The organism is Caballeronia sp. HLA56 (assembly GCF_054655155.1).
This window is the reverse complement of the sequence record NZ_BAAHOB010000002.1, coordinates 648144-668661: the sequence shown is the minus strand read 5'-3', so window position 1 is coordinate 668661 and position 20518 is coordinate 648144. Positions and strand designations below refer to the sequence as shown.

General features: G+C 59.1%; 17 protein-coding genes and 1 pseudogene. 10 read left to right on the top strand and 8 right to left on the bottom strand.

Annotation, left to right across the window (positions count from 1 at the left end; all coding sequences use genetic code 11):
* Positions 1–666: 666 nt before the first annotated feature.
* From ACYQ47_RS09410 to ACYQ47_RS09380, 7 genes and pseudogenes are all read left to right on the top strand, one after another.
* A pseudogene (locus tag ACYQ47_RS09410) lies at positions 667–1490 on the top strand (lipid A biosynthesis lauroyl acyltransferase).
* Positions 1491–1674: 184 nt separating this feature from the next.
* Positions 1675–1878: a cold-shock protein gene (locus ACYQ47_RS09405; protein WP_244830836.1), complete on the top strand. Its 204-nt coding sequence runs from the start codon at positions 1675–1677 to the stop codon at positions 1876–1878.
* 1064 nt (positions 1879–2942) lie between these two features.
* Positions 2943–3488, top strand: a complete 546-nt coding sequence (locus ACYQ47_RS09400; protein WP_459905200.1) for a fimbrial protein — start codon at positions 2943–2945, stop codon at positions 3486–3488.
* A gap of 108 nt (positions 3489–3596) precedes the next feature.
* Positions 3597–4340 (top strand): fimbria/pilus periplasmic chaperone, encoded by a 744-nt coding sequence (locus ACYQ47_RS09395; protein ID WP_459905199.1) that lies wholly within the window; start codon positions 3597–3599, stop codon positions 4338–4340.
* Between the two features lie 151 nt (positions 4341–4491).
* A complete protein-coding gene (locus ACYQ47_RS09390) occupies positions 4492–7074 on the top strand; it encodes a fimbria/pilus outer membrane usher protein (protein ID WP_459905198.1) in 2583 nt (860 codons plus the stop codon).
* Between the two features lie 35 nt (positions 7075–7109).
* Positions 7110–8189, top strand: coding sequence for a fimbrial protein (locus ACYQ47_RS09385; RefSeq protein ID WP_459905197.1), 1080 nt, complete (start codon positions 7110–7112; stop codon positions 8187–8189).
* A 56-nt stretch (positions 8190–8245) separates the two neighbouring features.
* Positions 8246–8764 (top strand): fimbrial protein, encoded by a 519-nt coding sequence (locus ACYQ47_RS09380; protein WP_459905196.1) that lies wholly within the window; start codon positions 8246–8248, stop codon positions 8762–8764.
* Positions 8765–9319: 555 nt separating this feature from the next.
* Here the strand turns inward: ACYQ47_RS09380 and ACYQ47_RS09375 are convergent.
* The 3 genes from ACYQ47_RS09375 to ACYQ47_RS09365 all read right to left on the bottom strand — a co-directional run bounded on the left by ACYQ47_RS09375 (position 9320) and on the right by ACYQ47_RS09365 (position 13643).
* On the bottom strand, positions 9320–11434 hold the full coding sequence (locus tag ACYQ47_RS09375; protein ID WP_244830841.1) for a putative bifunctional diguanylate cyclase/phosphodiesterase: 2115 nt from the start codon (positions 11432–11434) through the stop codon (positions 9320–9322).
* Between the two features lie 118 nt (positions 11435–11552).
* Positions 11553–12833: a cardiolipin synthase gene (gene cls / locus ACYQ47_RS09370; protein WP_244830842.1), complete on the bottom strand. Its 1281-nt coding sequence runs from the start codon at positions 12831–12833 to the stop codon at positions 11553–11555.
* Between the two features lie 57 nt (positions 12834–12890).
* Entirely contained in the window at positions 12891–13643 is a 753-nt protein-coding gene (locus tag ACYQ47_RS09365; RefSeq protein ID WP_459905195.1) for a DUF4410 domain-containing protein, read from the bottom strand.
* Positions 13644–13967: 324 nt separating this feature from the next.
* On the opposite strand from ACYQ47_RS09365, the gene ACYQ47_RS09360 reads away from it, so the two are divergent.
* Positions 13968–14756 (top strand): SDR family NAD(P)-dependent oxidoreductase, encoded by a 789-nt coding sequence (locus ACYQ47_RS09360; protein WP_250469309.1) that lies wholly within the window; start codon positions 13968–13970, stop codon positions 14754–14756.
* Here ACYQ47_RS09360 and ACYQ47_RS09355 read toward each other — a convergent pair.
* From ACYQ47_RS09355 to ACYQ47_RS09345, 3 genes are all read right to left on the bottom strand, one after another.
* Positions 14753–16186 (bottom strand): UdgX family uracil-DNA binding protein, encoded by a 1434-nt coding sequence (locus ACYQ47_RS09355; protein WP_459905193.1) that lies wholly within the window; start codon positions 16184–16186, stop codon positions 14753–14755. The genes ACYQ47_RS09360 and ACYQ47_RS09355 overlap by 4 nt on opposite strands.
* 7 nt (positions 16187–16193) lie before the next feature.
* On the bottom strand, positions 16194–17405 hold the full coding sequence (locus ACYQ47_RS09350) for a putative DNA modification/repair radical SAM protein (RefSeq protein WP_459905191.1): 1212 nt from the start codon (positions 17403–17405) through the stop codon (positions 16194–16196).
* Between the two features lie 76 nt (positions 17406–17481).
* Complete coding sequence (locus ACYQ47_RS09345) at positions 17482–17841, bottom strand: DUF3140 domain-containing protein (protein WP_459905190.1); 360 nt, start codon at positions 17839–17841, stop codon at positions 17482–17484.
* Between the two features lie 103 nt (positions 17842–17944).
* Between ACYQ47_RS09345 and ACYQ47_RS09340 the strand changes: the two genes are divergently transcribed.
* Together ACYQ47_RS09340 and ACYQ47_RS09335 are read left to right on the top strand one after the other, a co-directional pair.
* A complete protein-coding gene (locus ACYQ47_RS09340; RefSeq protein ID WP_244830848.1) occupies positions 17945–18166 on the top strand; it encodes a hypothetical protein in 222 nt (73 codons plus the stop codon).
* A gap of 144 nt (positions 18167–18310) precedes the next feature.
* Positions 18311–18613, top strand: coding sequence for a hypothetical protein (locus ACYQ47_RS09335; protein ID WP_309847023.1), 303 nt, complete (start codon positions 18311–18313; stop codon positions 18611–18613).
* A gap of 70 nt (positions 18614–18683) precedes the next feature.
* Here the strand turns inward: ACYQ47_RS09335 and ACYQ47_RS09330 are convergent, their stop codons facing one another.
* Positions 18684–19634: an aldose 1-epimerase gene (locus ACYQ47_RS09330; RefSeq protein ID WP_459905189.1), complete on the bottom strand. Its 951-nt coding sequence runs from the start codon at positions 19632–19634 to the stop codon at positions 18684–18686.
* Positions 19631–20416: a phytanoyl-CoA dioxygenase family protein gene (locus tag ACYQ47_RS09325; protein ID WP_250494536.1), complete on the bottom strand. Its 786-nt coding sequence runs from the start codon at positions 20414–20416 to the stop codon at positions 19631–19633. Before ACYQ47_RS09325 ends, ACYQ47_RS09330 begins: the two co-directional genes overlap by 4 nt.
* Positions 20417–20518 lie beyond the last annotated feature (102 nt).

The following is a 20518-nucleotide window of genomic DNA, read 5'->3' as shown; positions in this document are numbered from 1 at the left end:
TTTATGTTTTACCGATTTACAGCCGCATGCGTGTTAAGCTTCACAGCACGCCGCCTGAAGCAAGCCACGCGGCACGCACCATTCGCCGCTTGTGAGTTGTCCCTCCTATCGATCGTGCCCGTATCGTCCAATGGGCTTGGACAATCCATGCTCCATTCAACGAGAAAGCGCCCTTTTCGCACGACTCGCTTTATTAGTAATTAGCGCATTATTGATCTGACGATCCTTTTCAATACTCGCTTCGTTAGTTCTAACTGTAAGTGCAGCGACGGGTTGCACGATCTCCTCGGTTGCAGGCGCGTTTGAACGCAAGCCTTGCCCGCTTCTAATCCGCCAAGAGTCGCCATTCTCTGCGACTAATGTCTTGCGTGCGTCACGATCGCATCGGCGATCGATTCGCGAAAAATAGTCTTTGCCACCTTGGCCGGCGCGTCCAGGCCACCGACCATCAGCGTGAAATATCCAGCCGGCTGTTTTCCGGCTCAACAAGACTAAATGCCTACTACGTATGTGTAAATAGCTGGTTCAGGCCGGTCTACGGAGCAAACGGTGTTTACTACCGAGTGGTACCTGCCCATGAAAGCCGATTCCCTCCCTCATCCACGAGAACAAATACCGGAGAACCCCGGCTTCACGCCTGTCGCGCTACTGCTCCGTGCTCTCTCGATGCTTCCATATCGATGGGTTGCCAGAATTGGCAGCATACTTGGCGCGCTGCTGTACGAGATCCCGAGCCGTCGCAAGCACATCGTTCTCGTCAATCTGCGCCTTTGCTTTCCCGGCAATTCCGAAGCGCACTATCAAGAGCTTGCCAAAAAGCACTTTCGTCATGTATCCGCAGCTATCTCGAGCGCGGTATTCAGTGGTACGGCAGCGCGAAGTCGATACGTTCGATAGTGCAGATAGACAGCGAAATCGATCTCGATGATAAAAACGCCCCGCCAACCATTTTCATGGGCTTTCACTTCGTTGCCATCGAGGTCGGCTGTCTGGTGCATTCGACGACTTCGCCGGTGGCCGCGCTCTACACCCGCATGTCTAACAAGCGCCTGTGCGCGCTAGCCAAACGGCAGCGCGGCAGGTTCGGCGCCGAGCTAATCGAGCGGTCGACGAGCGCCAGGAAGGTGGTTGCGCTGCTTCGCTCGGGCACGCCGGTGATGCTGGCGGCCGATATGGATCACGGCATCGACAATTCGGTTTTCGTGCCGTTTTTCGGCGTGCCGGCCTGCACGTTGACTGCCGTCTCTCGGCTTGCAAAGCTGGGACATGCGCGTGTGGTACCGTTCGTCACCGAGGTGTTGCCCGATTATCGAGGATACCGCCTTAAGGTCTTTAAACCCTTGATCGATTTTCCGTCCGCCAGCGACACGGTCGATGCGAGCCGCATGAATGCATTTCTGGAAGAACAGATTCGCCTGATGCCCGAGCAGTACTATTGGGTGCACAGGCGCTTCAAGCATCGGCCGGACGGCTTGCCATCGGTCTATTGAGGTTGAAATGGACGTTGTGTGCCCGAAAGGCAGGAAATCCGGCGTTTCGCGAACCGGAGTTTGACGCAGAAGTAATTTTGCGCACAACACCAGTTGCCTTTCAGACGTAGGCAGTTCACTATAGGCGCCTTAGCGCAATCGCGATAGGAAACCGCCGCTACGCGGCAAAATTCAGGAAGAAGATATGGCAACCGGTACGGTCAAGTGGTTCAACGATGCAAAGGGTTTTGGTTTCATCACGCCTGATGGCGGTGGCGAGGACCTGTTTGCACATTTCTCGGAAATCCGCGCTGACGGCTTCAAGAGCCTGGCGGAAGGCCAGAAAGTGAGCTACGAAGAAAAGATGGGCCCGAAGGGCAAGCAAGCTTCGAACATCAAGCCTGTGTAAGGCGAACGCGCCGCAGCAGCTTTCGGGTTTGCTGCGGCGCGTCATATTTGACCTTCTGTTTAGGCACGGCAACGCGCATCGGTTTTGCGCTGCTCGGCTGCTGTTATGTAATATCGCTTAGTCTACCTGGGGCTTGATGCGCTCGTGCTTCGGCGCGGCATGTTAAAGCCGAAGATCGCGTGGGCACGATAGGTTGTGCCGCTGCTTTCGTACATGGGTCGTTTAGGCGCGTCGATCTAACTCGTCTTCCAGCACCGTCCTTCCCGTTTTCCCGGCTCGCGTCCATTCGGCCTCTGGTCTTCTTTAGAGCGTCAGCAAAGAGAGCCTTTTCTCAAAGCGCGTCTGTGTAAGTTGCGCGGCTTTCGATCGTTGCCTTCCCCATGACTTTCGCCTTGCTTCACCAGGCGAGGTGTCCCTGCCGCACTGCAGCGCCGCTACAGGCCGCTTTCACCTAACGCACTACGCATGCAACCGCCGCGTGACGAAAAGCCGTCCCAAGTTTATAAGCTGCCTGGCGTCAAGCACTGGTCCATGCTGCTTGCGAACTGAAAACCTCTCCTCGTGTTCGGACGCTTTCCGGCTGCGTTATCAATCCGGCGAGCAGGGATATTCAAAAGCGCATCTTTAGCTCCGCATCGCCTGATCGACTCGTTTCAAGCTTCAAACCCTTCTTGCAGTGAAATTTCAGGCAGGCACCAGGACGCATACGACGCCCCAGGCGCAGCAATTAACCGACCTATCTGCTGCCTTAAGGCACTTTTTCTCTAGCTTCTCTTGGCATCTCTCAATCAACGATTCGATTTCCTAAGCATAGGCAACAATGCTAATGAAAATATAAGACCAATCTCGTTGAAGCTTATTTGAGGATACCGGATCATTCACACACGCTTTGTAGAGAGCGACTCGGACGACTCCAGTGCACTGAACTATGTCGTCTGATGAGGCTGACTGTCTGGATTGACTCGCGCCTTTTTCGGCGCCAATTCAAACTCGACGCTTCACATACTTAGCGGCGATTCAACTTTAAAACAAACATTCGCAAATCTAACTGTCTGGAATCTCGTATGAAGACTTTTGCTATCTCGGCCCTCGTTGCTGGCTTGCTTGGCTTGACTGCCGCCAGCGCATTCGCCTCGGACGGAACTATCACGTTCAACGGCGCATTGACTGCCACGACTTGCACCATCAACGGCAACGACACGTCGTCTAAAGACTTCACTGTCACCTTGCCGACCGTTTCCACCAGCCAACTCATGGCCTCCGGCGAAACGGCCGGCACGACGTCGTACCACATAGCTCTATCGGCCTGCTCGCCGATTACCGCCAGCAGCAAGGCGGCGGTGTTCTATGAAGCGGGCTCGACCGTCGACCCGAGCGATGGCCGCCTGATGGTCGCAAGCGGCGGCGCCGAAAACGTCAAGCTGCAACTGTTGAATTCCGACTCCTCGCCTATCAAGGCAGGTTTTTCGCGCGACCTGCAGAACTCCATCGCGGCCGACATCTCCTCAGGCTCGGCTTTGCTGAACTATCAAGTCCAGTACTACGCAACCGGCGTTACGTCCGCTGGCGCGGCGAACTCGTCAGTCGTGTATAGCATCGACTACCAATAAGCCGTGCTTTCGGCAGCGATTGAGTTCGCATAACTAAGAGGTCATGCGAGGGTGGGCACGAGCCCGTCCTCGCGTTGGGTCAAGCATTTGGTTGGAATTTTAGTTCCCATGAGACTGGCAATCAGACTACTCACAACTACAGCGCTGTGCATTGGGTACCTTACCGTGGCGCCACAAGCGTATGCCTCCGTGGTAGTTGCCGGCACGCGCGTCGTCTATAACCAGAGTGACTCAGAAGTCACCGTGAAGCTGACGAACAATGGAAAGCTTCCGGGGCTGACCAAGGTATGGCTGGATAAGGGAGACCCGGACGCCAAGCCGGACAGCATCGACGTCCCGTTCACGATCACCCCTCCCATCATGCGCATCGATCCGGGCAAGTCTCAGACGTTGCGCATCATGTCGACCGGCGAGGCGCTGCCTGCCGACAAGGAATCGATTCTCTACCTGAACGTGCTGGAAGTTCCGCCAAAGCCTTCGGGCGATGAGGCATCGGCCAACCAGCTGCAGCTGGCGTTCCGTACACGCATCAAGTTCTTCTTCCGGCCGACTGGACTGAAAGGGCAAGCGTCGGACGCGCCCGGCGCTGTCGTTTGGCACGTCAAGCGTGATGGCTCGACGAATGCGATCGAAGCGTCCAATAGCTCTCAGTATCACGTTTCTTTCGACCGCATCGAACTTACGGGGGACGGGCATACCGCGGCATTCGATCAAGGTGGAATGGTCGGGCCGGGAGAATCAAAATCGTTTCCGCTCAAGGGTGAAGTGCCTTCATCGGGCGGAAAGGTCAAATACACGGCCATTAACGACTACGGCGGCCCCCAGTCTGGCGAAGCGAGTCTGGCTCCCTGACTAAGAGACAACCCCGGTTCGACCGCGTGGCCAACTAACCACGAGTTTGCAAACGCGCCGGATTTCCTCCAAAAGACGCGCAGGCTGGCATGCACGCCTTTAATGGCTGCATGGCTATGCACGCCCGTAATTTTCGTATGCGTCAGGGAACATGAAATACCGCAGCATTAAGTTGGCAGGCACGCACCTGAAACCGGTAAGTATTCTGGTCATTCAAGCTATCGCGGCAGTGGGTACCAGTTGCCGTGCCTGGGCGGATGCACCGCAACACTTTGCCGCCGTCGAGTTTAACGAGCAATTCCTCGATTCCAGCGATTCCGAGAAGTTAGATGTATCTCGATTCAATAAAGGCCAAGAAGTGCTTCCGGGCACGTATCGGTCCGACATTTATGTCAACGACGCTTGGAAAGGAAAGCTGAATATCGAGGTTCGAGAGCTGGGAGGGGACTCTCACGAGGTGGTCCCTTGCATGAATGCCGATCTGCTCGAACGGCTTGGCGTCGACCCGAGAAAGCTCTCGGCAGAGTCGACCGCCAAGCTCGAAACAGCAGATAAGGTCTGCCTGACTTTGCCAGATCTGATTCCGAGCGCGGTCGCGTCGTTTGACAGTGGCGAGCAACGGCTGGACGTCTCAATCCCCCAGATCGTGATGAATAGCCGTGCCCGAGGCTATGTCGATCCGAAGTACTGGGAGGATGGCGTGCCTGCGGCCATGCTGCAATACAACGCCAACGCTTATCACAGTTCATCGCCCCAATTCAATAACGACTCCCAGTATCTCGGACTGATCGGCGGGGTCAACGCGGGTGCCTGGCGCTTTCGCTATCAGGGCAACCTGACGAACACCAGTAACGGTGGTTCGCATTTCCAAAGCGTGCAGACCTATGTTCAGCGCGGGTTCAAGGGAATCAAGAGCCAGTTGACCGCCGGTGACACTTTCACCGACGGCGCGCTATTCGACAGTTATGGCGTTCGAGGCGTCACACTGGGCACCGATGACCGGATGTATCCGGAATCGCAGCGTGGCTATGCGCCGGTCATCCATGGCATAGCGAATAGCAACGCCAAGGTTCAGATCCGGCAGAACGGCAACATTATTTACGAAACGACCGTCGCACCCGGTGCTTTCGAGATCGACGACCTGTATCCGACTGGCTACGGCGGCAATCTCGATGTCATCGTCACCGAAGCAGACGGGTCTCAGCACGTCTCCACTGTGCCGTACGCCGCAGCCGTCAATGCGCTGCGTCCGGGAGTGACGCGCTATAGCGCGACGATCGGTGAGTATCGTGATGCCACGCTCAACATTCATCCCTTCGTCTCGCAGTTCACGATACAGCACGGCATAAGCAACCTGCTGACGCTCTACGGCGGGATCACCGCTGCGGATCTGTATTTCGCGGGCATGGTGGGCACGGCGCTAAACACGAGCGTTGGTGCATTCGGCGTGGACGTAACCAGCGCGACCGCGAGTTTCAAGCGACTCGGCACGCGTAACGGGGCGAGCGTACGCCTGAGTTACTCGCAGCTAATTGCACCAACCGACACGAATATCGCGATCGCAGCGTACCGCTATTCCACGAGCGGTTTCTTCAGCTTGCCTGATGCCATGACCATGCGTCAATTGAACGACGACGGTCAGCTAGCGGCTATGTCGGCGCTACAGAAATCGCGTGTTCAGTTCGTGCTGAATCAGAGCATCGGATCGAGCGGCCGTTTTGGGTCAGTGTATGCAATGGGTTCGGTCACATCCTACTGGAACCGCTCCGGTCACGACACGCAGTATCAAATTGGCTATAACAACAGTTGGAAGCGTCTGACCTATGGCGCGTCGCTTGTGCGCCAGTATCAGGTCGATGCGGACCGCTGGGACAACCGAATCATGCTGAATCTCACGGTTCCGCTGGGTTTGGGTTCGCACGCGCCGCAATCGTCAACATACTTCCAGCATGACACGAGCAATAGCAGTTCCAGTATTCAACAGTCGATCACCGGCACCTTGGGTGAGGACAACGCCATCACGTATGGCCTGAATGGAAACTTCAACGACGGCGGCCACGCACGCAGTTCGTTCAATGCAGGCGCCAATGTGGGCTATATATCGCCATTCGCGCTCCTGACGGCCAACGCCAGCACGGGACGTCAATACTCTCAGGTGGGCGCGAGCGTTTCAGGCGGTGTGGTGGCCTGGGGCGATGGCGTGGCGTTCACGCCGAACATGGGTGAAACGGTTGCCGTGGTGGAAGCCAAGGATGCGGCTGGAGCCAAGCTTGCGAACGGCTCGGGCCTTCGCGTAGACCCTTGGGGCCACGCAGTGGTGTCGGGCATACAGCCGTATTCGAATAACGACGTCGAGATCGATCCCAAAGGCTTGCCTCTGAATATCGAGCTGAAGTCAACCGTTCAGCGAACAGCGCCGACGGCAGGCGCCGTTGTGAAGCTCAAGTTCGAAACCGAGGACAAGGGCAAGTCCGCCGTGATGCGCGTCTTGCAGGCCAACGGCAAGCCGCTTCCGTTTGGCGCCACGGTTTTGGACGACGCACAGAACACGGTCGGTACCGTTGCTCAGGGCAGCCGCATTATCGCGGTGGGACTGAAGCTCGATAGCGGCAAATTGAATGTCAAGTGGGGCGATGCATCTGATCAAACCTGCTCCGTGCCTTATCAGTTGCCAGAAAAGACAAACTCGGTGACGCCGATCTTGCTAAAGATCGCGGACGGCGTATGCCAGTAATGCAAGGCACGAGTTAAACCATTTTGGAGTTATACATGAATCACGTTAAGAGGATAGTGCTGACATTCGCGCGGCTCGCGGTGTGCTCGGTGTTAGCTGTCACTATGCTCCCTAACAATGCTAGAGCCGATGTCTCATGCCGCTCGAACTATACGAGTTTTACTATCACGATGCCGGGCACGGTTGCGGTTCCTCGCGACCTGGCCAATGGTTCCATGCTGACATCCTGGTCAATGATGCCGAACACGACCAACATGTACACATGTACATCGACTAACCTTACATATTCAGGAATAGACTTCGAACTCGCAGGCATGAGTTCGACCATGACGAGCTATAAGGCCTCTTATAACGGCACGGTATTCCCTGTGTATCAAACCAACCTTCCTGGCGTGGGGATCGCGATGGGGGGGAACCTCAATGCTCACGGCCGCACGGCCGGTCCTGTCGGCTTCAACGACATGGGCTTTCACTGGAACAGTAACGGCACCAATGACAATGGGGGTCAACTGATCGCTGCCTTGGTGAAGATCGGCGATATTACTCCGGGCACGCTTTCAGGTTTGATTGCGCAAGGCTTTTCATGGGAAGGCGCTGTTAGCCCACCCGCCGGAGATAATCCTGCGTCAGGAGTTATAAGCTTCAACATTACGCCTGTCGTCGTGACCGTGTTGACTTGTCAGACACCAGACAAGACGATCCCCATGGGCATACACGGCCCAAGTGACTTACCTACTGTTGGGTCGACGTCGAGCAATCCGGCATCGTTTACGCTCGACTTGAATAACTGCCCCGGTGGTGCGCCCGTAGCAGGCCTTTCGGTTGGGCAAATTAACAGCATTCAATACCGAATCGATCCATCGAATGGAGCAGTGGCCGGCTTTACCAACGTCGCGGCGTTGAGCGGAAGCCCATCTGCCGGCGGCGTCGGAATCCAGCTCTATGACAGCACCGGTGCAGTCTTTCCGCTTAGCGTGTACAAAACTTTAAGCAACTTCAATAGCGCCACAGGTGGTAGCTACAACATTCCGCTCACGGCACGCTACTACAGAACAGGAACCCTTACTCCGGGACCGGCGAACTCGACCATGACAATGACTGTGCTGTACCAATAGAAGCGTAAAAAACGTGTTTGCACCATTCAAGTTTATAAACATTTTCGGGAAGCAAGATGAACAAACTTAAGCTCATTCTAGTAGTCTCAGCATTGGCCGCCGCGAAGTCGGTGTTTGCAGTAGACGCGACGCTCAACTTCACAGGCACAATCATTCTGCCAACCTGCACGGTCGATTCGAGTAGTGCGAACCAGACAATCTCGCTCGACACGGCGAAGACGACCGATTTCGCGGCTGTGGGGTCCACTCAAAATCCTCGACCGTTCAACGTAAAGTTGGCCGCTTGTGCTACGAATACCAACGTGACAATGACCGTGAATGGTACGAATGACACGTTGACCAGCGTGTTGAAAAACACCGGTTCAGCGGCGCAGGTGGGTGTGCAGTTGCTGAAGGCAACGAACGTTGGCGACACGACTGGATCGCCTATTACGCTTGGAAACGCTGAATCGCTCGGTGCCGTCGATCAGACGAATGAAATGACCATCCCGATGGTTGCGCAATTCTACCGACTTGGAGCAATGACGGGTGGTACGGTGACGGCAGTAGCTACAGTCAACTTCGCTTATAATTAACTGGTCTAAGGTTCGTTTTCCGAACTAACGATGTGTGAACCAATCTTAAGGATCTAGCGCGCTCTAAACGCTCCCAGATTGACTGGTCGAATAGTTACCGCGCTATCCGTCGAACATCCGCGTGACGTTGCATCGATATCCATACGTGACGACCTCGGAAAACCCATTCTCGTCAACAGGTTCGAGAATTTTTTATCAACGCTTTTACTTTAAATAGGTTTAAAAATGAGTATGCAGAAAATCACGCGAAGCGCACTCGCACAAGTCGATATCGCGGGCGCCGGTTCGACGTCATCTTCCTCATATACGAGCGTTACAATCAACATCACACGAGCCGATACAACTGGTGGCCTTAAGTCCGGAATCGTGATATCCGTTCAGTAAGATGATTAGCTAGTCACGATGTTTCGCGGAGCCATTACCCATGGCTCCGCGTTTCTTTATGTAGCGCCTCTACCCATGCGGCAAGTTACTTCTGTACATCGACATCTCGCTCCAGCACTAGCTTCGTTCGGGAGGGAGATTGTATGGATTGCTATGAAACGCCCGGCGCGCTTATCCCGTAATTAAGCCAGACGCCGATGCGCCATTTACCGCATCATCGGTCCTCGCGTCCGAAGGAACCAGCAACTCGCCAAATGCATCCGCCGAAAGCGGTCGCGCCAGCAAGAAGCCTTGCATTTCATCGCACATCAAGTCTTGCAGGCGATTCAATTGCGATCCCGTCTCGACGCCTTCCGCGACCACATCCATATCCAGCGAATGCGCGAGCGCAATGATCGCCGACACGATCGCGCGCCCTTCGTGGCCGTTCTCGTCCAGCCCGTTGGTAAAGAACCGGTCGATCTTCAATTGCTTCGCGCGAAACCGCTGCAGATACGCGAGACTCGAATAACCCGTGCCGAAATCGTCGATGGCGATTTCGAAACCATTGTCCTGAAACGCGCGAATCATCTCGATGGTGCGCGGCGCGTCCTGCATGGCGACGGTCTCGGTGATCTCGAACATGATCTGGTCGCTCGGCACGCTCTCTTCACGCACGATTCGCATCACGTTCGCCACGAGGTCCACTTCGTTCATCTGACGCGGCGACAAGTTGATGGCCACCTTCACCGCCGGCCGCCCCTCGGCACGCCAGCGCGCGATATGTCGGCAAGTCTCGCGCACGACCCAGTAGCCGATCTGCACGATCTGCCCCGAGCGCTCCGCAATCGGAATGAATTCGAGCGGCGTCAGTACGCCGATCACGGGATGATCCAGCCGGATGAGCGCTTCCGCGCCCGCCAGCGTACCGTTGGCGCCGCGAAACTTCGGCTGGAACAGCAAATAAAAGTGTCCCGCGTTCAATGCCTCGTGCAACGCCTGCTGAATCTGCAAGGTCCGGACGGCGGCTTCGTTCATGCTCGCCTCGAAGAAGCGATAGGTGCTGCGCCCGCCGCGTTTCGCTTCGTACATGGCGATATCCGCGTGCTTGAGCAAGGCATCGACCGTGTCGCCGTCCTGCGGATAAAGCGCAATGCCGATGCTCGGCATTACCTGCAAGGTATGTTTCGCGACCATCAGCCCCTGACGCATGGATTCGAGCACGCGCTCGGCCATCTTTTCGGCATCGGCGGGCTCGGGAAGGTTTTCCAGCATCACGACGAATTCGTCGCCGCCAATGCGCGCCACCGTATCGCCACCACGCACGCATTGTTGCAGACGCCGGCCGAAAGCCTTCAGCACTTCATCGCCGATGGAGTGGCCGAGCGAATCGTTGATCGTCTTGAAGCCGTCGAGGTCCATGAAGAGAATGGCGAAGCCGTTGCCGCCCGACTGCGCGCTCTTGATTGCGCGCTCGATGCGCTCGGTGATCGTGCTGCGATTCGGCAAATCGGTCAGCGTGTCGAAGGTCGCCATGCGCACGATCTGTCCGTTCAGCCGCGAGACGGAGCCGGCGAGGAACGCGGTGCGCGCATCGAGGCGCGACAACACCAGCGTGATGATCAGAATGGTGAGCGTAAAGAGCACGACGGTAGTCGCGAGCCAGTGTGTATCGACATCGTTGGCCGCGCCGCAGATCGAACCCGGCGCGAACTCGGCCGCCGCATTGCCGGTGTAATGCATGCCCGTGATGGCGATACCCATCACCAGCGCCGCCGCCGCGCGCTTGGTCAGCACGTGCGACTTGTTCGCGTCAGACAAGGTCCGCGCAATCCACAACGCCGCGCCCGAAGCCACGATGGCGATCACGATCGACGCCGCGAACAGCGTCGGGTCGTAGACGATCGCGGGCAGCATGCGCATGGCGGCATCGCCCGTATAGTGCATGGCCGCAATGCCCGCGCCCATCATCACGCTGCTGACCACGAGCCGTCGCGCCGTGAGCTTTGCGCCGGTGATCACGTAGAGCGCGAAGAAAGACGTCAGGACGGCGATGACCAGCGATCCCGTGGTGATCCAGAAGTCGTAGCCGAGCGGAATCGGCAACTGGAACGCCAGCACGCCGATGAAATGCATCGACCAGATGCCGAGGCCCATGGACGCCGCGCCGCCTGCGAGCCAGACGTGGCGCAGGCGCGACTGCCCAAGCATGGCGAGGCGGCCCGAAATGTCGAGCGCGGTGAAAGAGGCAAGCGTCGCGACGATCAAGGATGCCGCGACCAGCCATAAGTTATAGGTGCCGTGCATGTCCGGGCCGATGTCGAAGACTCAATAGTGTGAGCGTCTTATCGGCGCGGTATCGCGCTTCTTTAGTGTGCGACTGCAATTAGTTCCGCACGCAACTTTTGTCCAGGTAAGAAGCGCTTCACAGTTGCGAATCGAGAAGCGCGGCCACGCGTTCGAGCACGCGTTCGCGCAAGGACCGATGTTGCCAGTCTTCCAGCGTGATGCGTTTGGCTCGGGTCACGTCGTCGTCGAAGATAGCGGTCTGCTGGGCCGCGAAGTCGCGGTCGTAGATGTTGAGATTGGCTTCGTCGTTGAGCTTGAAAGACCGGCTGTCGAAGTTGGTCGACCCGACCGACACGAGATATTCGTCGACCACGATCAGCTTGCAGTGGAACATGGTCGGCTGATATTCGTACATCTCCACGCCCGCCGCGAGCAGGTCGCCCCAGCAGGCGCGCGAGGCTTCGCGCACCGTGTGTGTATCGATCCGCTTGCCCGGCGTGATGATACGCACGCGCACGCCGCGCTTCGCCGCTTCCACGATGGCGTTGATCGTCAGCTTGTCCGGCACGAAATACGCGCTCGACAGATGGATCGACGTCGTGGCGGCGGTGATCGCCATGAGATACATGAGTTGCATGTCGTCGCTGCCGCCCGAGGGCGATGAGCTGAACATGTGCGCGAGGCCGTCGCCCGCGGGCGCGATCTCGGGAAAGTAGTCGCCGCCGTGCAGCACGTTGCCCGTGGCCTTGACCCAATTGTCCATGAAGACCGCCTGCATCTGTCCCACCGCCGGGCCGGTTATCCTGAAGTGCGTGTCGCGCCAGTGCTTCTCGTCCTGAGCGTGTCCGGTCCATTCCTCGGCAATGCCGACGCCGCCCGTGTAGCCCGTATGACCGTCGATCACGAGCAACTTGCGGTGCGTACGGTCGTTCATGCGGCCAAGACCGGTCCAGTGCGGCTTGTGATACTGAATGACCTCCGCGCCCGCGTCCTTGAGCATCTGCAAGTAGCGCTTGTCCATCTTCGAGGAGCCGACCCAGTCGAGCAGCACGTGTACCGCGACGCCGGAGCGCGCTTTCTCGGCGAGCGCGGCGGCCACCTCTTCGCCTATCTTGCCCGACCAGTAGATGAACGTTTCGAAGGTAATGGTTTTCTTCGCCCCGCGAATGCCCGCGAGCATAGACGGGAAAATCTGATCGCCGTTGACGAGCATCTCGAAGCAGTTGCCATCCACGACGGGCGGGCCGAGCAACAGTCCCATCGAGCGGAGAAATTGCGGATCGTCGCTCGCGTAGAGCCGTTCGATCTTGTGTTCGATCTTCTTTTCGCCGCTCGTCAGATTCGCGATCAGCAGCACGATGACCACGGTCACGACGACGGTCAGGACAATCACAGCAATCAGGGCAAGCGCCGGCATGCGGGGGTCTCGGTGAAGGAACTGGCGTCCGGGACCCACAGTGTATTGGGTTTTTGTTCAACCGCTAAATGCCGTCCAGCCTGCTTCCCGGCTCACCTTGGCGATTTCCTTGGCGATGGCGTCGCCCAGGCGCTTTTTATCGGACGATACATCCGCGTGCTTCGTCTCCGATACCGCGTGCATGCCGCCCGATACCGCGAGCGAACTCGCCACATGGCCCGCCGCCGCGCCGACGCCCGCCATTTCCGCGACGCCCGGTGCGTGGCCGCTGTCGCCCTTGGCATCGAACTGTTCGATGACTTGCGGCGCGCCGTGCGCCGGCTTGAAGACGAGTTGCACGTTCGCGCCCACCTGGCTTTCGCCCGCGCCGAGTCCGATCAGGACGCGCCGGCGGCGATTGCCCGCATCGATCGTGCTGAAGTCACCGACCACGGCGAGCACGTTTTGATCGTCCGGCGGCGCGACGTCGGCGCGAATGGCGCGCAGACCCTGCGCTTGCAGCTTCGCGACGATTTCGTTGGCCACTTCCTCACGCGCGGCCGTGGCGTCCTGCGCTTGCTGTGCGGCGGATGTATCGCCCGAGAACGCGCTGGAAAGCTTCGACGCGAGACCATGCTGATCGAGCTTGACGTGGGACGCGTCGCTATCGAAAGCGTAGACGTAGATCACGTCGGGGCGTGCGACGGTCTGCGCGTTTGCGTTCGCACAACCGGCCATGAGCGCCGCTCCGGCAAACAGGCTTGCCACCGTCACGCGGCGAGCCAGCTTCAGCAGCGAGTGGAGCGAAGGGGTCTTGATCGAGTCGAACATGATGTGCACCTTGTATGCCGGCCGCGCCGGAAAGCAAAAATTCGGGGATATCGGACCGTATAACCGCGATCCTGGCTGTGCGTGACACGGCGCTTGGGTTCACTTGTTACCGCGATGTCTGCGTCACGCTGGTCGCCACTATGGACGATGCCCGCCGCGTGCGCCATCGAGCATTTATGTCGCGAGGTTTCACGTCTTTCGCGGCCTTCGCGGCCCGCGCCGGCGCACCGCTTGTGCAGAAGTGCACCACTTCTGGTTACCATGACCGCCAGGCGTCGCGCGAGGTGGCGCGCCGCATCCACGAATCGTTTTCAAGGAGCGCATATGGACCTCAAGATCGCCGGCAAGCTGGCATTCGTATCCGGATCGACCAAGGGCATCGGGCACGCCATCGCGGTGGGACTCGCGCGCGAAGGCGTGCAGGTGATCCTAAATGGCCGCTCGCAGGCTTCCGTCGATGCCGCCCTCGCCAAGCTCAAGGAGCAGGCGCCGGGCGCACAGGCCGAGGGTTTCGCGGGCGACGTATCGGATGCCGCTCAGGTCGCGGAACTCGTGAAGCGCTTCCCGAGTGTCGATATTCTCGTGAACAACATGGGCATCTTCGATCCCAAACCCTTCGAAGAAATTTCCGATGAAGAATGGCTGCGCTTCTTCAACGCCAACGTGATGTCGGGCGTGCGGCTTTCGCGCGCCTATCTGCCGAAGATGAAGGAGAAAAACTGGGGCCGCGTGGTGTTCATCAGCAGCGAAAGCGGTATTCAGATTCCCGTCGAGATGATTCACTACGGGTTGACCAAGACCGCGCAGTTGGCGCTGTCACGCGGTCTCGCCGAGACGTGTTCGGGCACGAACGTGACGGTCAATTCGGTCTTGCCCGGTCCGACGAGTTCGGAAGGCGTCACGGAATTCGCGGAGAAGCTCTCGGGCGGAAAGAGCCTGAAGGACTTCGAAAAGCAGTTCTTCGAGGAAGCCCGGCCGACCTCGATTCTCAAGCGCTTCATCACGCCCGAGGAGATTGCGAACACGGTCGTGTATGTGTGCTCGGAACTGTCTTCGGCGACCAACGGAGCGGCGGTTCGCGCGGATGGCGGCGTCGTGAAGTCGGCGTTTTAGCGCGACGCGTTCACTTCGGCGGCCTTCTCGAGCGCACTGACGATAGCCGCGACGGTTTTCTCGCGCGCGGCTTCGTCGTTCTGCCGCAGCGCATACGAAGGGTGATACGTGGCGACGATGAACTTGTCGCCATACGGCACCACGCGGCCGATATGCGCCTGCAAGGTCGCCCGCTTGCCGAGCAAGGCAGTCAGCGCCGTGGCCCCGAGCGTGACGATCACGCGCGCGCCGGTCTCCTGAAGCTCCTTGTCGAGCCAGTACGAACACGCTTCGATTTCCTGCTGCCCGGGCGTCTTGTGCAAGCGCCGCTTGCCGCGCGGCTCCCATTTGAAATGCTTGACCGCATTCGTGAGATAGACCTGCTCGCGCGGAAGCTGCGCGCGGCGCATGGCGTCGTCGAGTAACTGCCCTGCCGGGCCGACGAACGGTTCGCCCTTCAAATCTTCCTGATCGCCCGGTTGCTCGCCGAGCAGCATGATGCGCGCGTCGGCCGGGCCGCTGCCGGGTACGGCTTGCGTCGCGTGCTTCCACAGCGAACAGCGGCGGCATTCATCGAGCGATGTAGGCGCGTCGCGTTCGGGTTGCGCGGCGTCGGCTTCGACCTGCACCGCCTTGCCGCCGAGTGCGCCGACGCTGCGCGCCTGGCCGACACGCCGCGCGCCGCCGCGCGCATCGCTCACGAGCTTGGGAATGAGCGCGCCTTCGGGCAAACCTTTCCAGAACCGCACCGGCATATGCTGTTCGAGCGCGTTCTCGTTCAGCCGCGCCGGGTTGAAGATGCTGCGGTAGTAGGTCATCCAGAGCGCCTCGGCGGCGTCGGCTGTGTCGTTCGCGTGATCGGCGGCGAGCGCGCGGCGGCGCTCGAGTTGCAGGCGCTCGCCGTTGAAGAGCGCGGCGCCGTCGGGCGTGGTGATGAGCCATGACGAGCGTCCCATGCGCGCCGCGAAGTGTTCGGCGGCCCAAGCGAGCACGTCGTGATCCGGCTCGTACCATGCGACGTACTCGGGCGCGCCGAGCGCCTCGTCGCGCTGCCGGAAACGCACGTAGGCGATCATGTCGTGCTGCGCGCGCCGCACGGCCTTGGCCATCCTATAAAGCCGCGCGCCGTCTTCATCCGCGGGCGATGCCACCGAACGGTCGCCATGCGTCCAGCGCCATAACACGAGATAGAGGAAGCTCCAGCGGCGTTCGTCGCGAAAGCAGGCTGCGTCTTTCAGCAACGCCGCCAGTTCCTTCGAAACGCGGATCTGTGCGGGCTTCACCTCGGAAGCGGCGGCGTCTTCAACGACGTCGCCGAACAGCGCAGGCGCTTGCGCCGCGCCTTCGGCCGTGCGCCATTCGATCGATTCGGGCGCGCGCTCTTTTGCCAGCGCGATGAGCGCCGCGCTCCGCCAGGAGTCGAAGTCGTCTTCTATCTCGATGACGTGCATGATCCGCTCAGATGAGCGACAACTGCACGGGCTCGGTCGCGAGCGAACGCCGCAACTGCTCCGTCGACGCTTCGCGCAACGGCGGCCGATAATCGTCCGTCACGATGAACGGTTTCACCTTGTCCATTGCGCAACGCAGCCGCGCGACATCGTGATACCGCACGCGCCGCGAACGGCGCAACTCGACGATACGCTTGGCATTGCGCATGCCGATGCCCGGCACTCGCGAGATCATGCGCACGGGCGCGGCGTTCAGATCCACCGGAAAGCGCTCGCGATGCGACAGCGCCCAGGCGAGCTTAGGATCGATATCGAGCGAGAGGTTACCGGCCGTTCCGAGCAATTCCTGCGCTTCGAAGCCGTAGCCGCGCATCAGAAAATCCGCCTGATACAGCCGATGCTCGCGCAACAATGGCGGCGCCTGCGACGGCACACCCGACGGGCTGTCGGGGATGGGACTAAAGGCCGAGTAATAGACGCGCTTGAGCTGATAAGAACCGTACAGCGTTTCCGCCGTGCCGAGGATAGTGCGGTCATCGGTCTCGTCCGCGCCAACTATCATCTGCGTGCTTTGCCCGGCGGGCGCGAAACGCGGCGCGCGCGGCTCCGCTTCCGACTCTTCGCGCGCCACGCGAATGTTGCCCATCGCGAGTTTGATGGTGCGGCCGCTCTTCTCCGGCGCAAGACGTTCGAGGCTGATTTCGGTCGGCAGCTCGATGTTAACGCTCAAGCGGTCCGCATAACGCCCCGCCAGTTCGATGAGTTCCGGGTCGGCATCCGGTATGGTCTTCAGATGGATATAGCCGCGAAAGCGATGCTTTTCACGCAGCAATCGTGCTACTTGCACGAGCTGATCCATCGTGTAGTTCGACGAACGGATCACGCCTGAACTGAGAAACAAGCCGTCGATGTAATTGCGGCGATAGAAGTCCAGCGTGAGCTTGACGACTTCGTCCGGCGTGAAGCGGGCGCGCGGCACGTTACTCGACCGGCGGTTGATGCAGTAGCGGCAATCGTAGAGACAAAAGTTGGTCAGCAAAATCTTGAGCAGCGACACGCAGCGGCCGTCCGGCGTGAAGCTATGGCAAATGCCCGAGCCCGTGCTTGCGCCGAGCCCGTCGATGCCGCGCGATTCCCGTTTCGGCGCGCCGCCGCTGGCGCACGACGCGTCGTACTTGGCGGCGTCAGCAAGAATTTCGAGCTTTTCGGACAGATCCATCTTGGCTTTTATACTGTATATACGTACAGTATTCTATGTGTGTGGGTAGCGGAAAGCAATCGACCGTTTTGGCGGCTTATTTGAGAGGATCATGGCCCCAGTTCATCAGCGAATAGCGCCAGTGCGAGTGCTCGACATCATTCGGTCGTTGCGCGAGGTGTCGCTTGATATAGCCGGCCACTTTGCGCATATGCGCGTAGTCGTCATCGCTCAGGTCGGCTTTCTTCTTGCCAAGTATGTCGATAATGTGCCGCCCCGACTTGTGTCCCACGGACTCGCTGTTGCCGTCTTTCTGGCCAACTTCGCGGGATTGATCCGTCGCGAGCCACTTTTCTATCTGGTGCGGCGTCATGTTCACGAGGTCCTTGAAAGCCCCGTAGATTTGGGCTTCATCTTCGTCCGCAGGGTGTCCATGCTGCGCGTGTCGAGTGGTCATGAGCGTTCATCCGTTAAGTTTCTCGTCACGAAAGAGCAAGCCATGCACCCGGCAAGACGCCGCAAGCGTGCTAGCCTTTGTCCACTCACCTACGGAGAAATCAATGCGCTTTGATTACCGGTCCTTTCACATCGACTGCACCGCGCCACACGACGAAGACGGGAATTACCAGGCTCACGCGCGAATTACGCGCGCCTCGGAAGACGACACCGCGCATGTGGAAGTTTTCGATTCAGGCGATCTCGACTCCTTCCAGAGCCAGGCGGATGCGCTGCATTGCGCGCGCTCGTGGGCTATTGAGTGGTGTGACGAAGTGCTTGCCTAACCGCTAACCCGGTGTTCTTTCTTTTAGACGTCGACGGCTGAAAGCTGCTCGCTCGCAACGCGGCACGCCGATTGCGGTATGTAAGCAGCGACGTCGCTCCGGACACGAGGCGGCGCGCATCGAAATTCCACTCGGGAGGACATCATGAAGATTGCACAAAAAAGCTTGCTGGTATCGGCGCTGGTTCTGAGCTTGTCGGGCGCGGCATTCGCGCAGGGCGCGGGCGGTGGAGCAGGCGGCGGTGGCGGCACGGCAGGCGGTAACGGCGCGGGTCAAGGTGGCACGGGCATGAGCACACCGAACGCAAACGGCACGACGGGTTCGACCTCGGGCGCCACCGGTGGCGACACTTCCGGTTCGAACAGCAGCGGCTCGCACAAGATGGGCAAGATGAAAAAGGGCAGCTCGGGCATGTCGAACAACAGCACTGGCGGCCAGTCCAACTAAGTCGTCAACAGTTGAAAGCGCCCGGGCCTTGGTCCGGGCGTTTTCGTTTGTGCTTCAGCGAATCGATGAATCAGCGCACGTTGGTCGTAAGCGAAAACGATGCCGTGATCGACTCACCGGCCTGCAGCACGCCTCCTCCTTTCAGCGCTGGCTCGACGTTCAGATTGACCCAGTCCGCGACATTGCTCACCGGCTCCACGCAAAGCAGTGAAGGAAACACGGCCGGCGCATAGATCACCATGAAGTCCAGCGGTGCTTCGGCGTTCAGCGTGACCGAGCGGCCTTCGTTCGGCCAGTCGATTGTCGCCGTGTGCTTCCAACCCGTGAAGTGGTTATCCAGATCGAAGCCGTTTGCAGACATGCCTTGCGTCGAAGCCAGTGCATCGACGCTAGCATGCGGACCGGCGTGCAGCGGCAGCGGATCGGAACTTGCATGCCACATTGAATCGACATTTGCGTGAACGAAAGTCGCTTCGGTGCGCGGAAAGTACGGGTGATGTCCGATGCCGAAGGGCATCGCTCTTGGCGAGAGATTGCGCATGGTGATCGTCACATGGAGCGCATGTGCGTCGAGCGTGATGCGCTGTTCGGCTTCGTAAGCGAACGGCCAGTGATGCGCGGCTTCTTGCGAAGGCTCGTGCCGCAAACTCAACGTCGCCTGCGCCTCCGATAACGCGCTCACTTGCCAAGGCAGCCGCCACGCATTGCCATGCAGCGCGTGCGGAAAACCGTTGCCGTCGCCGGACAGATCGATCTCCACGCCATCGAAGGCAAAGCGCGCATCGCGAATGCGGTTGCAATACGGCAGCAACGGAAAACTGCCCATGCCGAGCGGATTCCTTGCAGCGAGCGCATCCGGCGTGGCGGGCCGCAGCCAGTGAATCACGCCGTCATCGCGCGTTTCGAAGAACGCAGCTATCGCGCCGCCAATATGCGGAGCGAGCACAACACGCCGCGCGCCATGACGCAGTTCGACGAGCGCTTCATTCCCGCGGGCGTTGGAGTCTAGAGCGGCGTTCAATATGCAAACTGCCGGTAGCTTTCGTCGAAGGTGCGCGCCGTGCTTTCGACTTGCGGGTTGTAACGCAGCAAACGCTTCGCGCGAGCGGGCAAGCTGGCGAAGACATCGCGCGGCACATCGATCCGCACTTCGGGCCGGAAATACCACGCCCGGCTGTAGCCGACCACGACCATCGGCCGGGGCGCACCGGAAAGATTCGGTGTGCCGCGATGCAAGCCGCGTACATCGCGAATCATCACGTCGCCAACTCGCATTGGCACGCGTTCGGTGGGGAAGCGGCCATCGGCGAGACCGGCGAGCGCTTCTTCGCGCGACATGCGATGCGTGCCGCGCGTGGTTTCGAGCGGACCGTTGCTGTCGTCGACATCGACGAGCGGGAAGTTCACCGCTAGCTGGAACGAAGGCGTTTCCGGCGCGTCGTCGAAGAGCGCGGGCGTATCGCGATGCCAGTCCTGAAAGTCAGAACCGCGCACGGGCGTATCAGTTGCGAGCTGGCACATGACCGGATCGGCGCCGGCTACGCGCTCGACGATGGCCACGATGTCCTCGTCGCAAAAAATCGATGGATCGGCAAATGCGCCTTCGAAGGGCAAGGTCACGTAATAGCGGCCTGGCCCGCGATTGCCGTCCGCTGCTTCTCTATGCGGCGCGAGCAAAGGCATGAACGCATCGCGCCAGGCTTCGATGGTTGCGCGTGGAAAGTGTGCCCGCAACAAAACGAAGCCATCGCGCTCGAAGTCCTGCGCGAGCGCATCTCTTGCGCTCTCGTCGTATCGGCCCATGCGTGTCGTCTCCTTGTTATGTTTGCCGAAGTGAAGCCAAGAATGGCATGGGCGTGATCCGTCCGTCAATATTATTAGTAATTTTCCACGCAAAACCAGTGA